Source organism: Variovorax sp. Root473 (assembly GCF_001426505.1).
Lineage (GTDB): Bacteria > Pseudomonadota > Gammaproteobacteria > Burkholderiales > Burkholderiaceae_C > Variovorax.
Map to the genome: position 1 here is coordinate 74268 of NZ_LMEV01000013.1, position 14855 is coordinate 89122.

General features: G+C 69.3%; 13 protein-coding genes. 10 read left to right on the top strand and 3 right to left on the bottom strand.

Features of this window, described 5'->3' with window-relative positions; all coding sequences use genetic code 11:
- Positions 1–128 precede the first annotated feature (128 nt).
- The 10 genes from ASD34_RS06750 (at position 129) to ASD34_RS06795 (ending at position 11363) form a co-directional block, all read left to right on the top strand.
- A complete protein-coding gene (locus tag ASD34_RS06750) occupies positions 129–623 on the top strand; it encodes a DUF4863 family protein (RefSeq protein ID WP_056574649.1) in 495 nt (164 codons plus the stop codon).
- On the top strand, positions 620–2170 hold the full coding sequence (locus ASD34_RS06755; protein ID WP_056574651.1) for a 3,4-dehydroadipyl-CoA semialdehyde dehydrogenase: 1551 nt from the start codon (positions 620–622) through the stop codon (positions 2168–2170). The genes ASD34_RS06750 and ASD34_RS06755 overlap by 4 nt, the downstream gene beginning before the upstream one ends.
- Before the next feature lie 33 nt (positions 2171–2203).
- Positions 2204–3754 carry a benzoate-CoA ligase family protein gene (locus tag ASD34_RS06760; RefSeq protein WP_056574653.1) on the top strand — a complete coding sequence of 517 codons (1551 nt, stop codon included), beginning with the start codon at positions 2204–2206 and terminating at the stop codon, positions 3752–3754.
- Positions 3751–4575 carry an alpha/beta fold hydrolase gene (locus ASD34_RS06765; protein ID WP_056574656.1) on the top strand — a complete coding sequence of 275 codons (825 nt, stop codon included), beginning with the start codon at positions 3751–3753 and terminating at the stop codon, positions 4573–4575. Before ASD34_RS06760 ends, ASD34_RS06765 begins: the two co-directional genes overlap by 4 nt.
- The gene (locus tag ASD34_RS06770; RefSeq protein WP_056574658.1) at positions 4572–5747 is read left to right on the top strand and encodes an ABC transporter substrate-binding protein; all 1176 of its coding nucleotides are present in this window, start codon (positions 4572–4574) and stop codon (positions 5745–5747) included. The genes ASD34_RS06765 and ASD34_RS06770 overlap by 4 nt, the downstream gene beginning before the upstream one ends.
- Positions 5748–5897: 150 nt before the next feature.
- The gene (locus tag ASD34_RS06775; protein ID WP_056574660.1) at positions 5898–6770 is read left to right on the top strand and encodes a branched-chain amino acid ABC transporter permease; all 873 of its coding nucleotides are present in this window, start codon (positions 5898–5900) and stop codon (positions 6768–6770) included.
- Positions 6767–7750: a branched-chain amino acid ABC transporter permease gene (locus ASD34_RS06780; RefSeq protein ID WP_056574663.1), complete on the top strand. Its 984-nt coding sequence runs from the start codon at positions 6767–6769 to the stop codon at positions 7748–7750. Before ASD34_RS06775 ends, ASD34_RS06780 begins: the two co-directional genes overlap by 4 nt.
- The gene (locus ASD34_RS06785) at positions 7747–8499 is read left to right on the top strand and encodes an ABC transporter ATP-binding protein (RefSeq protein WP_056574666.1); all 753 of its coding nucleotides are present in this window, start codon (positions 7747–7749) and stop codon (positions 8497–8499) included. The genes ASD34_RS06780 and ASD34_RS06785 overlap by 4 nt, the downstream gene beginning before the upstream one ends.
- Before the next feature lie 85 nt (positions 8500–8584).
- The gene (locus tag ASD34_RS06790) at positions 8585–9286 is read left to right on the top strand and encodes an ABC transporter ATP-binding protein (protein ID WP_056574668.1); all 702 of its coding nucleotides are present in this window, start codon (positions 8585–8587) and stop codon (positions 9284–9286) included.
- Between the two features lie 124 nt (positions 9287–9410).
- Positions 9411–11363, top strand: coding sequence for a sigma-54-dependent Fis family transcriptional regulator (locus tag ASD34_RS06795; RefSeq protein ID WP_056574671.1), 1953 nt, complete (start codon positions 9411–9413; stop codon positions 11361–11363).
- A 6-nt stretch (positions 11364–11369) separates the two neighbouring features.
- On the opposite strand, the gene ASD34_RS06800 is transcribed toward ASD34_RS06795, so the two are convergent.
- The 3 genes from ASD34_RS06800 to ASD34_RS06810 all read right to left on the bottom strand — a co-directional run bounded on the left by ASD34_RS06800 (position 11370) and on the right by ASD34_RS06810 (position 14729).
- Positions 11370–12584: a glycosyltransferase gene (locus tag ASD34_RS06800; protein ID WP_056574674.1), complete on the bottom strand. Its 1215-nt coding sequence runs from the start codon at positions 12582–12584 to the stop codon at positions 11370–11372.
- Positions 12581–13225 carry a TetR/AcrR family transcriptional regulator gene (locus tag ASD34_RS06805; RefSeq protein WP_056574677.1) on the bottom strand — a complete coding sequence of 215 codons (645 nt, stop codon included), beginning with the start codon at positions 13223–13225 and terminating at the stop codon, positions 12581–12583. The genes ASD34_RS06800 and ASD34_RS06805 overlap by 4 nt, the downstream gene beginning before the upstream one ends.
- 124 nt (positions 13226–13349) lie before the next feature.
- Positions 13350–14729, bottom strand: a complete 1380-nt coding sequence (locus ASD34_RS06810; RefSeq protein WP_082548524.1) for a hypothetical protein — start codon at positions 14727–14729, stop codon at positions 13350–13352.
- Between the last annotated feature and the right edge of the window lie 126 nt (positions 14730–14855).

Consider the following 14855-nt stretch of genomic DNA (forward strand, 5'->3'; position numbering starts at 1 on the left):
GTAAACACCATATATGCACTATATTGCTTGACACCTGTTGTCTCGCTGCTTATTGTTCGATCACACGCAAGATACTGCACGCGCAGCTTTCCTGCAAGAAGACGTTAGTTCACCGCTCGAGGCCCACGATGTCCGACACCTCCACGCCCGCCACCGGCAAGGCGGCATTTCACCAACTGATCTCCGGCCTGACCGCCGAGATCGCCGGCAAGCCGCTCGACAGCACGCTCGACCAGTGGCTCAACGCCACCCACGGCGCCGGCAGCGCCCGCTTTGCGCAACTGCGTCAGGCCTGCATCGGCGGCGTCGCCGAGGGCTGGCTGTGCGAGCGCGAAGGCGGCGGCATCAGGTACGGCCGCGTCTTCAAGGCCGAGGACGCGCTGCACCGCTTCTCGGTCGACGTGGTCGACATGCAGGACCTGGCCGGCCCGCACCACACGCACCCCCACGGCGAGATCGATCTGATCATGCCGCTGGACGACACCCCCGGCGCCACCTTCGACGGACGGCCCGCGGGCTGGTGCGTCTACGGACCCGGCACCGCGCATCGCCCGACCGTGGCCCAGGGCCGCGCGCTCGTCCTCTATCTCCTGCCCGAAGGGCAGATCCAGTTCACCTCATGACCGACCTTCTCGCCAACCACGTCGCCGGCCGCTGGCAAAGCGGCACGGGCGCCGGCACGCCGCTGTTCGACCCGGTGCTCGGCACCGAACTTGCGCGCGTCGACGCCACCGGCCTCGACCTGCCCGAAGCCTTCGCCTTTGCGCGTGAGCAAGGCGGCCGCGCGCTGCGCGCCCTCAGCTACCGCCAACGCGCCGGCCTGCTCGCCGCCGTCGTGAAGGTGCTGCAGGCGAACCGCGACGCGTACTACGAGATCGCCACCGCGAACTGCGGCACGGTAAAGAACGACTCGGCCGTCGACATCGACGGCGCGATCTTCACGCTCGGCCAGTACGCCAAGTGGGGCGACGCGCTCGGCGACGTGCGCGCGCTGCGCGACGGCGACGCCGTGAAGCTCGGCAAGGAGCCCGTGTTCCAGTCGCAGCACCTGCAGGTGCCGACGCACGGTGTGGCGCTGTTCATCAATGCCTTCAACTTCCCCTCGTGGGGCCTGTGGGAAAAGGCCGCGCCCGCGCTGCTGTCGGGCGTGCCCGTGATCGTCAAGCCCGCCACGGCCACCGCCTGGCTCACGCAGCGCATGGTGAAGGACGTGGTCGATGCGGGCGTGCTGCCGGCCGGCGCGCTGTCGGTCATCTGCGGCAGCTCGGCCGGCCTGATGGATCAGCTGCAGCCCTTCGACGTGGTCTCGTTCACCGGTTCGGCCGAGACGGCCGCCGTGATCCGCTCGCACCCCGCTGTGGCCGCGCGCTCGGTGCGCGCCAACATCGAGGCCGACAGCCTCAACAGCGCCCTGCTGCTGCCCGGCGCCGCGCCCGGCAGCGAGGCCTTCCACCTGCTCGTGCGCGAAGTGGTGCGCGAGATGACCGTCAAGTCGGGCCAGAAGTGCACCGCCATCCGCCGCATCCTGGTGCCGGCCGAGGTGTACGACGCCGCGGCCGAGGCCATCGGCGCGAAGCTCGCGGGCGTGACCGTCGGCAACCCGCGCAACGAGAGCGTGCGCATGGGCTCGCTCGTGAGCCGCGCGCAACTGAACGCGGTGCGCGACGGCCTCGACGCGCTGGCCGCGCAGACCACCGTGCTGCACGACAGCAGTAACAAGCCCCTCATCGACGCCGACCCCGCCGTGGCCGCCTGCATCGGCCCCGTGCTGCTGGGCGCGCGCGACGCCGATGCGGCGCAGCGCGTGCACGACGTGGAAGTGTTCGGCCCCGTCGCCACGCTGCTGCCCTACAACGACCTGGCACACGGCATCGCGCTCGCACACCGTGGGCAGGGTTCGCTCGTCACTTCGCTGTACGGCAGCGACGATGCCGCGCTGGCCCAGGCCGCGCTGTCGGTCGCACCGAGCCACGGCCGCGTGCACGTCATCACGCCCGAGGTGGCGCAGGCCCACACCGGCCACGGCAACGTGATGCCGATGTCGATGCACGGCGGCCCCGGCCGCGCAGGCGGCGGCGCCGAACTGGGCGGCCTGCGCGCACTCGACTTCTATCACCGCAGGAGCGCGGTACAGGCGAGCCCCGGCGTGCTCGCCGCACTCGGCCTCTAGCGCCCGACGTACAGGCCCCAAGGAGACAACACGATGAGCAGCCTGCCCGCACGATTCAACTTTGCCGAACACCTGTTCGCCCTCAACCGCGGGCGCGCCGCACGCACCGCCTACATCGACGACCGCGGCACGCTGAGCTACGGCCAGCTCGAAGACCGCGCGCGCCGCCTGGCCGCCGCGCTGAAAGCCGCGGGCCTGCGCCGCGAGGAGCGCGTGCTGCTGCTCATGCTCGACGGCAACGACTGGCCCGTGAGTTTTCTCGGCTGCCTCTACGCGGGCATCGTGCCCGTGGCCGTGAACACGCTGCTCACGCCGGACGACTACGCCTACATGCTCGACCACAGCCGCGCGCAGGCGGTGCTGGTGTCGGGCGCGCTGCTGCCGACCTTGCAGGACGCGATGGCGCGCGGCGGCCATGAAGTGCAGACGCTGTTCGTGTCGCAACCGCCGGGCCCGCTGCCCGAAGGCGCGCAGGCATTCGAAGCCGCGCTCGCCGCCGCCGAGCCCCTGCCCGCCCCCGCGCTCACCGCGTCGGACGACCCGGGCTTCTGGCTCTATTCCTCCGGTTCCACCGGCAAGCCCAAGGGCACCGTCCACACGCACGCCAACCTGTGGTGGACCGCCGAGCTCTACGGCAAACCCGTGCTCGGCCTCACCGAGGACGACGTGTGCTTCTCGGCCGCCAAGATGTACTTCGCGTACGGCCTGGGCAATGCACTGACCTTCCCGCTGTCGGTGGGCGCCACCGTCGTGTTGATGGCCGAGCGTCCCACGCCCGACGCCACCTTCCGTCGTTGGGTGGAGCACCAACCCACCGTGTTCTTCGGCGCACCCACCGGCTTCGCGGGCATGCTCGCCTCGCCGAAGCTGCCAGCACGCGAGGCCGTGGCGCTGCGCATGTGTTCGTCGGCCGGCGAGGCGTTGCCGGGTGAGATCGCGCAGCGCTTCAAGGCGCACTTCGGCTGCGAGATCATCGACGGCATCGGCTCGACCGAGATGCTGCATGTGTTCATCTCCAACCGCCCCGGCGACGTGCGCTACGGCACCACCGGCAAGCCGGTGGACGGCTACGAGATCGAGCTGCGCGGCGAAGACGGCCGCCCCGTGGCCGATGGCGAGGTGGGCGACCTGTACATCCGCGGCCCGAGCTCGGCGCTCATGTACTGGTGCAACCGCGAGAAGTCGCGCGACACCTTCCAGGGCGGCTGGACCAAGAGCGGCGACAAGTACACGCGCGACGCCGACGGCTACTTCACGTACGCGGGCCGCAGCGACGACATGCTCAAGGTCAGCGGCATCTACGTCTCGCCCTTCGAGGTCGAGGCCACGCTGATGCAGCACCCGGCCGTGCTCGAGGCCGCCGTCATCGGCAAGGAAGACGCCGAAGGGCTCACGAAGACCAAGGCCTTCGTCGTGCTGAAAGACGGCGCCGCCGCCACCGAGGACGAGCTCAAGGCCTTCGTGAAGGAGCGCCTGGCGCCGTACAAGTACCCGCGCTTCCTGGAGTTCGTGAGCGAGCTGCCGAAGACGGCGACGGGGAAGATCCAGCGCTTCAGGTTGCGTGAACGCGAGAAGCAGGCATGAGCACACCCACGGTTGCCACCGACTTCGTCACCATCGACTGGCGTGGCCGCCCCATCCGCATCGAGTGCCAGTGGATCGCCCCCGAGCGTGGCGCCGACGCCCCCCTCATCGTCTTCCTGCACGAGGGCCTCGGCTCCGTCGCGATGTGGAAGGACTTCCCGGCCCAGGTCTGCGAAGCCGCGAACGCACGCGGCCTCGTGTTCTCGCGCCCCGGCTATGGCCGCTCCACGCCGCGCGCCGAGGACGAGATCTGGGACGTCGACTTCATGCACCGCCAGGCGCACGAGGTGCTGCCCGCGCTGTTCGACGCGCTGAAGCTCGGCGACGAGAAGCCGTGGCTGTTCGGCCACAGCGACGGCGGCTCGATCTCGCTGCTGTACGCCTCGCGCTTCTCCGACAAGGTCGCAGGCCTCGTGGTACTCGCGCCGCACATCTTCGTGGAAGACAAGACCGTCGCGAACATCGAGATTGCGCGCACCGCCTACCGCACGAGCGACCTGCCCAGCAAGCTCGGCCGCTACCACGACAGCGCCGACTCGGCCTTCTGGGGCTGGAACCGCATCTGGCTGCACCCGCCCTTTCGCGACTGGAACATCGAGGCCGAGCTGGCCACCATCCGCTGCCCCGTGCTCGCGGTGCAGGGCATCGAGGACGAATACGGCACGCTCGCGCAGATCCGCGACATCGCACCGCGCGTCAGTGGGACATGCGAGCTGCTCGAAATCCCTGAATGCGGGCATTCCCCGCATCGCGATCAGCCGGATCGTGTCATCGTCGCGACCGCTTCTTTCATCACCAACAACAGGAGACAGACACCATGACGAACCTTCGCACCGCGCGCCTGGCGCTCACGGCCATCGCCCTCGCCGCCCTGGCCTCCGCGGCCGGCGCACAGGGCACGGCAAAGCTCAAGGTCGGCCTCATGCTGCCCTACAGCGGCACCTACACCGCCCTGGGCGTGGCCATTGAAAACGGCTTCAAGCTCTACGTGGAACAACAGGGCGGCAAGCTCGCCGGCCGCGAGATCGAATACTTCAAGGTCGACGACGAATCCGACCCGGCCAAGGCCACCGACAACGTCAACAAGCTCATCAAGCGCGACAACGTCGACGTGATCGTGGGCACCGTCCACTCGGGCGTGGCGATGGCCATGGCCAAGGCCGCCAAGGAAAGCGGCACCGTGCTCATCGTGCCGAACGCCGGCGCCGACGCCGTCACGGGCCCGATGTGCGCGCCCAACATCTTCCGCAGCTCGTTCAGCAACTGGCAGCCGGCCTACGCCATGGGCGAGGTGGCGGCCAAGCAGCAAGGCAAGAAGAAGGTCATGACGATCACCTGGAAGTACGCGGCCGGCGAAGAGTCGGTCAACGGCTTCAAGGAAGGCTTCGAGAAGAACGGCGGCAAGGTCGACAAGCAGCTCACCCTCCCCTTCCCCAACGTGGAGTTCCAGGCCCTGCTGACCGAGATCGCGGCGGCCAAGCCCGATGCGGTGTACGCCTTCTTCGCGGGCGGCGGCGCGGTGAAGTTCGTCAAGGACTACCAGGCCGCCGGCCTGAACAAGACCATCCCGCTGTACGGCCCCGGCTTCCTGACCGACGGCACGCTCGATGCGCAGGGCGAATCGGCACAAGGCATGCTCACCACGCTGCACTACGCCGACGGCCTGAACACCCCGCGCGACAACGCCTTCCGCGTGGCGTACGCCAAGTCGTTCAAGCTGCAGCCCGACGTGTACGCGGTGCAGGGCTACGACGCCGCGCAGATGCTGGGCGTGGGCCTGAACGCCACCAAGGGCGACATCTCGAAGAAGGCCGAGTTCTCGGGCGCGATCGAGAAGGCGAAGATCGACAGCCCGCGCGGCACCTTCACGGTGAGCAAGTCGCACAACCCCGTGCAGGACATCTACCTGCGCAAGGTGGAAGGCAAGGAAAACAAGCTGGTGAGCACGGCCATCAAGGGCCTGTCTGACCCGGCGCGCGGCTGCCGGATGTAAACCTGGCTCTCCCCCAGGCTTCGCGCACTTCGTGTCGCTACGCCACCCCCCTCACCGGGGGCGACACCTGCGGCCCGGCAAAGCCGGTTCCGCGGTGTCTGGCGCACTGCCTCCCTCCCTCAACGATCCCGCTCAGAGAGAACCTCCAACGTGGATTTCGGAACCTTCTTAGTGCAGTGCCTGAACTCCGTTCAGTACGGCCTGCTGCTCTTTCTCGTGGCCTCGGGGCTGACGCTGATCTTCGGGATCATGGGCGTCATCAACCTCGCGCACGGGAGCTTCTACATGATCGGCGCCTACCTGGCGTTCTCGCTGGCGCCGCTGTTCGGCGACCAGTTCCTGCTGATGCTGGTGGCCGGCGTGGTGCTGGCCGCGATCTTCGGCTACGTGCTGGAGTGGGCCTTCTTCAGCTACCTCTACCAGCGCGACCACCTGCAGCAGGTGCTCATGACCTACGGCCTGATCCTCGTGTTCGAGGAACTGCGCTCCATCTTCGTGGGCAACGACGTGCACGGCGTGAAGGTGCCCGCGTGGCTGGACGGCAGCTTCGCGCTGGGCAACGTCATGAGCTACCCGTGGTATCGCCTGTTCGCCTCGGCCGCGTGCATCGTGCTGGCCGTGGGCCTGTACTACGTGGTCAACCGCACGCGCCTGGGCATGATGATCCGCGCCGGCGCGAGCAACCGCGACATGGTGCGCGGCCTGGGCATCGACGTGAAGCGGCTGTACCGCATCGTGTTCGCGGCCGGCGTGGCGCTGGCGGCGCTGGCCGGCATGATCGCCGCGCCGATGTCCTCGGTGTACCCCAACATGGGCGCGAGCGTGCTCATCATCTGCTTCGTGCTGGTGGTGATCGGCGGCATCGGCTCGATCACCGGCGCGCTCGTGGCCTCGCTGCTGGTGGGCTTCGTCGACACCTTCGGCAAGGTGTTCTTCGCCGACCTCGCAGGCATTGGCATCTACCTTCTGATGGCCATCGTGCTGATCTGGAAGCCCGAAGGCTTGATGGGGAGGCGGCCATGAGCCCGGTGGTTGCATCCGCACCTTCGTCGCCGCGGCGTGGTGCCTTCATCGTGCCCGTGCTGTGCGCCATCGCCCTCGGCGTGGCCGGCCCCCTGCTGGGCAACTACGCGTCGGACTTCATCGTCAAGGTGATGATCCTGTCGATCTTCGCGCTCAGCCTGGAACTGCTCGTGGGCATGACCGGGCTCGTGAGCCTGGGCCATGCGGCTTTCTACGGCATTGGTGCGTACGTCACCGTGCTGGCCTCGGGCAACGAGGGCGGCAACTTCGCAGTGCTGCTGGCGCTGTCGATGGGGGCAGCAGCGCTGTATGCGCTGTTCGTCGGTGCGCTGAGCCTGCGCACGCGCGGCGTGTACTTCATCATGGTCACGCTGGCCTTTGCGCAGATGGCGTTCTTCGTGTTCCACGACACCAAGGTCGGCGGCGGCAGCGACGGCATCTACCTGTACGTGCGCCCCGCCCTCGGTGCGCTCGACATGGAGAACCGCACGGTGCTGTTCTACGTGGTGCTGGGTGCGCTCGCGTTCACCTACGGCCTGCTCGCGCTGGTGCGCCGATCGCGCTTCGGCGCGGCGCTCGCGGGCATCCGCGTGAACGAGCAGCGCATGCGCGCTGCCGGCTTTCCGGTGTACGGCTACAAGCTCGCGGCCTTCGTGCTCGCAGGCGCGCTGGCCGGCCTTGCGGGCTTCCTGCTGGCCTCGCGCGATGGCGTGGTCAACCCCGAGCTGATGGCCTGGCACAACTCCGGCGAGGTGCTGCTGATGGTGATCCTCGGTGGCCTCGGCCACCTGCGCGGCGCGGTGATCGGCGCCGTGGCCTTCACGCTGCTGAAGGAAATCTTCTCGACGCATGCGGTGATGGGCCCGCTGGCCGATCACTGGCAGCTCACGCTGGGCATTGCCATCATCGTGTTCGTGGCGCTGCTGCCGAAGGGCCTGATCGGCCTGGTGCAGCGCCTGTCGCCGAAGGGAGGCGCATGACCGCCGCACTGCTCTCTGTCGACAAGCTCACGCGCCGCTTCGGCGGCCTCACGGCCGTCAACGCCGTCACGCTCGACCTGCACATTGGCGAGGTGCATGCGGTGATCGGCACCAACGGCGCCGGCAAGTCGACGCTCATCAACATGCTCTCGGGCGAGATCGAGGCGTCCGAAGGCCGCATCGCGCTGGACGGCGTGGACATCACCGCGCGCGCGCAGTCACGCCGCGCCCGCGACGGCGTGGGCCGCAGCTACCAGCGCACGACCATCTTTCCGGAGTTCAGCGTGCACGAGAACTGCCGCCTCGCCGCGCAGGCCGCCACCGCGAAGCCCTGGGCGATCTGGCAGTCGTCGCAGCGCTGCGCCACCAGCAATGCCTCGGCCGATGCCGCGCTCGAAGCCGCCGGCCTCGCGGCGGAGGCGCGGCGCATCGCCGGCACGCTGAGCCACGGCGCGCAGCGCCAGCTCGAAGTGGCGATGTGCCTGGCCACCCACCCGCGCGTGCTGCTGCTCGACGAGCCGCTCGCCGGCATGGGCGCCGAGGAAACCGACCGCATGCTCACCTTGCTCGCGCGGCTGAAGGCCACGCACGCCATCCTGCTGGTGGAGCACGACATGGATGCGGTGTTCCGCATCGCCGACCGCATCACGGTGATGGTGAACGGCACCGTCATCGCCACGGGCAACCCACAAGAAATTCGCGAGAACCCCGAGGTCCGCACCGCCTACCTCGGCGAGGAGCAACACTGATGCCCCCACGCTCATCACTTCGTGTATTCGCTGCCCCCCGAGGGGGCGCACGCCTCCCTTGGGGCGGCCCGGCGGGAGGCCTGAGATGCTGATCGTTCGCGACCTCAACACCTACTACGGCAACAGCCACATCCTGCGCGGCGTGCACGCCGGCATTCCGGCGGCGACCTCGGTCGGGCTGCTCGGGCGCAACGGCATGGGCAAGACCACGCTCATCCGCACGGTCATGGGCTACGTGCGCCCCGCTTCCGGCGAAGTGCAGGTCGACGGCCGCACCGTCACCGGCCTGCCGCCCGAGAAGATGGCGCGCCTGGGCATCGGCTACGTGCCCGAGGGCCGCGGCATCTTTCCGAACCTGTCGGTGCGCGAGAACCTCGTGATGAGCGAACGCGCCGGCGTCGACGGCCAGCGCGCCTGGACCTTCGACCGCGTGATGGCCACCTTTCCGCGCCTGTCGGAGCGGCTCGGGCACGGCGGCCAGCAGCTGTCGGGCGGCGAGCAGCAGATGCTCTCCATCGGCCGCGCGCTCATGACCAACCCGCGCCTGCTGATCCTCGACGAAGCCACCGAGGGCCTCGCCCCGCTGATCGTGGCCGAGATCTGGCGCGTGATCAGCGAGATCCGCAGCAGCGGCATCGCCACGCTGATCGTCGATCGCGACTACCGCAAGGTGCTTGCGCACACCGACCTCGCGGTGGTGATGGAGAAGGGGCAGATCGTGCGGCATGGGGCGTCGGCAGAGTTGCTGGGGCAGCCGCAGGTGCTGGAAGAACTGCTGGGCGTCTGACAAGGTGCGACAAGGCCCGCTGTGAGCGGGCGTAACACCTGCGTCGCACCGGGTTTCACCTCTTTCCTGCGACAGTGCGACAGCCGAATGATGGCCGCGCTCCATCATTCCAGCGAGGCTGCGCATGACGTCCCTGCAATCGCGTCACATCGACAACGTCTACTCGATCGCCACCGCCGGCGCGCTGCTGGCCGATCCGGCCACGAGCCTGGTGCACAAGTCGTGGGCGCGCTGCGTGCGCGACCACGGGCTCGATCCGTCGCGGCCGACGCCCGCGCGCATCCTGCCGGCGCAGGAGGTGCGCGCGCACCAGCAGCAGCTGGAGCATTTCCTGCGCGCCGCGCGCGCGGGCATGGAAGACATCTACCGGCGCGTGGCTGACATCGGCTACATGGTGCTGCTGACCGACGCCGAGGGCATCACGGTCGACTACATCGGCAACCCGGCCTGGGACGACCAGCTGCGCCGCGCCGGCCTGTACCTGGGCGCCGACTGGAACGAAGCGCATGCGGGCACTTGCGGCGTGGGCACCTGCCTGATCGAGCGGCAGCCGATGACCTGCCACCAGACCGAGCACTTCGACGCCACGCACATCGCGCTCACCTGCACGACGGCGCCGCTGTTCGATCACAGCGGCAAGCTCACGGCGATCCTCGACGTGTCGGCGCTGCGCTCGCCCGAGGCGCGCGAGAGCCAGCACCTGGTGCGGCACCTGGTGTCGATCTACGCGCGGATGATCGAGGATGCCGACTTTCTGCGGCACTTTCGCAGCCACTGGATCCTGCGGCTGGGCAGCGCCTTCGGGCTGGTCGACGTGGCCGGCGAAGTGATGCTGGCCTTCGACGAGGGCGGCACGGTGGTGGGTGCCAACGGCGGGGCGCGCGAGATCTTCTCCGGGCTTCGGCAGCCCCTGCTGGGCGGCGCGGTGTCGGAGCTGCTGCACCTGCCGATGGATGCGATCTGGCGCCTGGGCAACGGCGGTGCATCCGCCCTGCCCTTCGCGCACACGGTGCTGCTGCCCGGCGGCGGCGAGTACCACGCCTCGCTGATCGCGCCGCGACTGCGCCGCTCGCCGGTCACCGCGCCCTCATCGCCAGCGCCCCAGCCTTCGGACCGCCTGCCGCTGCTCGAACGCATCGCGGGCGAGGACGACCCCGCGATGCAGCAGCTGCTCGCGCAGGCGCGCCGCCTGGTCGATCGCGGCATCCATGTGCTGGTCGAGGGCGAGACCGGCAGCGGCAAGGAGGTGCTGGCGCGCGCGCTGCACGGCGCGAGCCGCCGCGCCGCCCTGCCCTTCGTGGCGGTGAATTGCGCGGCCATTCCCGATTCGCTGATCGAGAGCGAGCTCTTCGGCTACACGCCCGGCAGCTTCACGGGCGGGCGCGCCAAGGGCATGAAGGGGCTGATCGCACAGGCCGACCGCGGCACGCTGTTCCTCGACGAGATCGGCGACATGCCGATGGCGCTGCAGACGCGGCTGCTGCGCGTGCTGTCCGAAGGCGAGGTGCTGCCGCTGGGCGCCGAATCGCCGCAGCGCGTGGACCTGGCCGTGGTGGCCGCCACGCACCGCGACCTGTCGGCGCTGGTCGCGGCCGGACGCTTTCGCGAGGACCTGTACTACCGCCTGTGCGGCGCGGTGCTGAAGCTGCCGCCGCTGCGCGCGCGGGGCGACCGGCGCTACCTGATCGAGGCGATGTTCCACGAAGAGGCTGCGGCGACGAACGCGACCGCGCGACTCTCGGAAGCGGCGATGCAGCGGCTGATGGCGCATGACTGGCCGGGCAACCTGCGCGAGTTGCGCAACGTGCTGCGATTGGCGCTGGCGCTGTGCACGGGCACCCGCATCACGCCCGAGGACCTGCGTCTGGCACCGCATCGCTCGTCGCCCGATCACCGTGACGCCGCGCCCGCATCGGCGGACGCCGACGACGGTGCCGCCGATGCCGCCCGCCTGCTCGACGCGCTGCAGCGCCACCGCTGGCATGTGGCACGCGCCGCGCAGGAACTCGACATCAGCCGCGCCACTGCGTACCGCCACATGAAGCGCTTCGGCATCGTGGCGCCGCAGCGCGGCTGATCCGATCTAGCGCGCGAGGATCTGCTCGATGGTGCGCACGGCCGTGCCCAGGCCGTCTTCCGCGCGCATGCGCTCGCCCAGTGCACGGGCCCGCGCACGCACCTGCGGGTCGTGCGCGAACGCGATGCCACGCGCCAGGTCGTCGGCGCCGAACCGCGCACCCGCCACCGCGGGCGGTGCCACGCCGGCCTGCGCGAGGTGGTGGGCCCAGAACGCCTGGTCGCCCGCGAAGGGCACGACCACCGAGGGCACGCCGGCGCGCGCGGCCGAGTGGCTGGTGCCCGAGCCGCCGTGGTGCACCACCAGGGCCATCTGCGGAAACAGCCAGTCGTGCGGCGTGTCGCCGATGGCGTGGAAGTTCGGCGGCAACTGCTGCACATCGAGTCCGCTCCATCCCGGATGCAGCACCGCGCGCCGGCCGGCCATGCCGTCGACGAGGGCCGCGAGCAGCCGCGCCTTGTCGAAACCCGTCATGCTGCCGAAGCCGATGTAGACGGGCGCCTCGCCGGCCGCGAGGAAGCCGCGCAGCGACGCCGGCGGCTCCCAGTCGGGTGCGGGCGCGAACCACTGGCCGCACACGGCGGCGTTGGCGGGCCAGTCTGCGGGGCGCGGCAGCAGGCTCGGCGAATAGCCGTAGAGCGCGGGGTGCGTGGTCCACAGGCGGCGGCGCGGCGGCAGGCCACAGACCGCCACGCGCGCGGCGTTCACGGCGGGCCGGAAGGCGCGCCAGAGCAACCCGTTGACGAGGTGGTGGCTCGCGCGGTTGAGGAAGCGCGGCACGCGCGCGGGCGGCAGGAAGGGCGAGGCGAACGCGGCCGTCGGCGTGAGCGGGAACATGCCCGCGCCGATGGCCGGCACGCCCAGCGCCTCGGCCGCCGACAGGCCCACGAAGGCCGCGAGCCCCGCGCAGACGATCGCGTCGCAGCCCTGCGCGGCCTCGACGGTCTGCCGCAGCCAGGGCGTGGCGTTGGCATTGGCGATGTCCGCGAGCGCCTTCGCGGCGGCGGCCGGCTTGTCGCCCTGCGCGATGACGCCGCCGAGCGCCTCACGGATGTCGCCGGCCAGTGCCTGCGTGCGCACGCCGAGCCGTTCGGCCGCGCCGAGGGTGGTCGTGTCCGCGAGCAGCACCGACGCATGGCCTGCGTCGTCCAGCGCACGGCACAGCGCGGCGAGCGGGCGCGCGTCGCCCTCGGTGCCGTAGGTGAGCACGGCGATCTTCATGGGATGCGTCTCCTTGCAACAGTCCTTGGGGCGGAGCGCGCGCCGCCGACGAAGAGGTCGACGACCACCGCGAACTCGTCGCGCAGCACGAGGCCGGGCAGCGTGAGCCAGCGCATCAACGCGCCGAAGTACAGGTGGTGCAACAGGCTGGCGAGGTGCGCCGCCGACACGTCGGTGCGCAGCGTGCCGGCCTGCTGGGCGGCGGCGATGAGCGCCTCGAACAGCCCCGACAGGTCGCGCGGCGTGCCGCGGTCGCCGCCGCCGAGCTCGCTCTCGATGTTGAGGAAGCGAAAGCGGAAGTAGTCGAGCAGGTAGGCCCGGTAGCGCGCGGACCATTCGGCCGAAGCGTCGAGCAGGCTGGTGAGCTGCGCCGTGAAACCGGCCTTCGGGTCGATCGACGCATGCAGGCGCTGCGCATCGACCACGAGTTCGAGGTGCACCCAGTGCGCCAGGATCGCTTCCTTGGTCGGGAAGTGGTTGTAGAGCGTGCCCTTGGCCACGTCGGACTGCTGGGCGATCTGCTCCATCGTCGTCGCGTCGTAGCCCTGCGCTTCGAACAGGCGCATGGCGGTGGACGCGACGTGATCGAGCGTCTGGGTGCGGCGGCGCTCGCGGCGGCCTGGGGGATCGGGTTCGGTCACGGTTTCGGGGCCCTTGCATTTGAACGTCGTCTAATTTTAGACGTCGTTCAAATTCTTTCGAATCGCCCATGAAAAAGCCCGCGGCGCCGGTCTCGGCGCGCGGGCTTTGGGGGTCAGCGTGGTGTTACTGGATCACGCCGATGTGCAGGTAGCCGCGCGTGGGCGACGAAGGCCCCCGCGTGCCGATCAGAACGTCGAGCTTGCTCGAACGCATGGCGAAATACTGCTGCGATGCATCCGCACGATCGAAGGCAATCCGCATGCCGGCAGGGGCGTCGACGATCGTGGCCAGCGTCAGCGACTTGGTGATTCCCGGCCCTCCGGGTGCCGTCAGGGAATACAGGCCCGGCGACACGGTCGAGAGGTTGATGTCCCCGTCCGTGGCCCACCCGGAGGCGTTGAAGTCCGCATAGGTCGCGGCGGCCGGCACACCGATGGCCATCACCTGATTGGCCAAGGCTGTCGACGTGCCGGCGCTCAGGTAGATCTTGTCGCCTTCCACCATGGCGATGCCGAACTTGCCGACGACCGCGCCACTGGTGTCCTTCAGCGTCCACAGACCGGCTTCCGTGTCCGCCGCGACTGCCGTGGTCGCCACGCTGCCGCTCGGGCAGTTCTCGATGCGATAGATCTTCTGATCGACGCATTGCTTCATCACCGTGCCGCCATCGGAAATCCGGATCTGCGCGATCGCGGATTCGCGGTCTGCACTCGTGTAGTCGACGCGCGCGCGGTCGTATGTGCCGTCCAGCTTGGCCTGCGTCGTGACGAAGGCGCGCGTCGCGATGAACGGCGCATTCTTGTAGGTCACGGGCGACGAGAAGGGCACGGCGAAGGGGAACCCGCCGGCGAAGCTGTCCTTCAGCGTCAGGAAGGTCGCGTTGTTGGGAATGCCGGGAACGCGGCTGTTGGAAAAGACCCAGCCGGTACCGTTCGCACTGAAGGTGCCCGAGGTCTTGTCGCCTGCCGCGTCGGTCACGTCGTAGGTCTTCGCATCGAAGTCGATGTGCAGCTTCTGGCGCGAGCCATTGGCGGCGAACACCATGTAGTCGCCGTTGTCGTAGCTGCCGGTCTGCACCGCGAAGTTCACCTGCTTCGTGCGGCCTTCCGAGGCGGAGGCTTCGAGTTTGTAGCTGGCGGCGTCCGTCTTGCTGCTGTTCGCGAAGCGCGAGACCCACTGCGTGGCGCCGGTGTCGACGTCCTGGATGAGGGTGGCCGTGCCACCGCCACCGCTGGCGGCCCAGGCGACGCTGTCGCTCGCCTTGACCACCACCTCCTGCCCCGGCCGCACGCTGTACGTGCCCGCGCCATCGGGGGTGGCCACGCTGCCTGCGATTTCGACGGTGAGCTTCAGCTCGGCCGCTGCGGGCGGCGCGGGTGCAGGCGCCGGAACGAATCCGATCGGCAACCCGCCGCCACCGCCGCCGCCGCCTCCTCCACCGCCGCATCCGGCCAGCCCCAAGACCACTGCCGCGGCAAGCGCGGTTCTGATGTTTGCCCTCATGTGTCCCTCGTCCTTTGTATGGATTTTTTGTGCGCTTCCGGCGGCGCCGAAAGGCGCCATGAATGTAACGAAAGCTTTGAATTCATAACCAAAAGTTCACGCAAAAGTGGCCAGCGCGCCACAGCT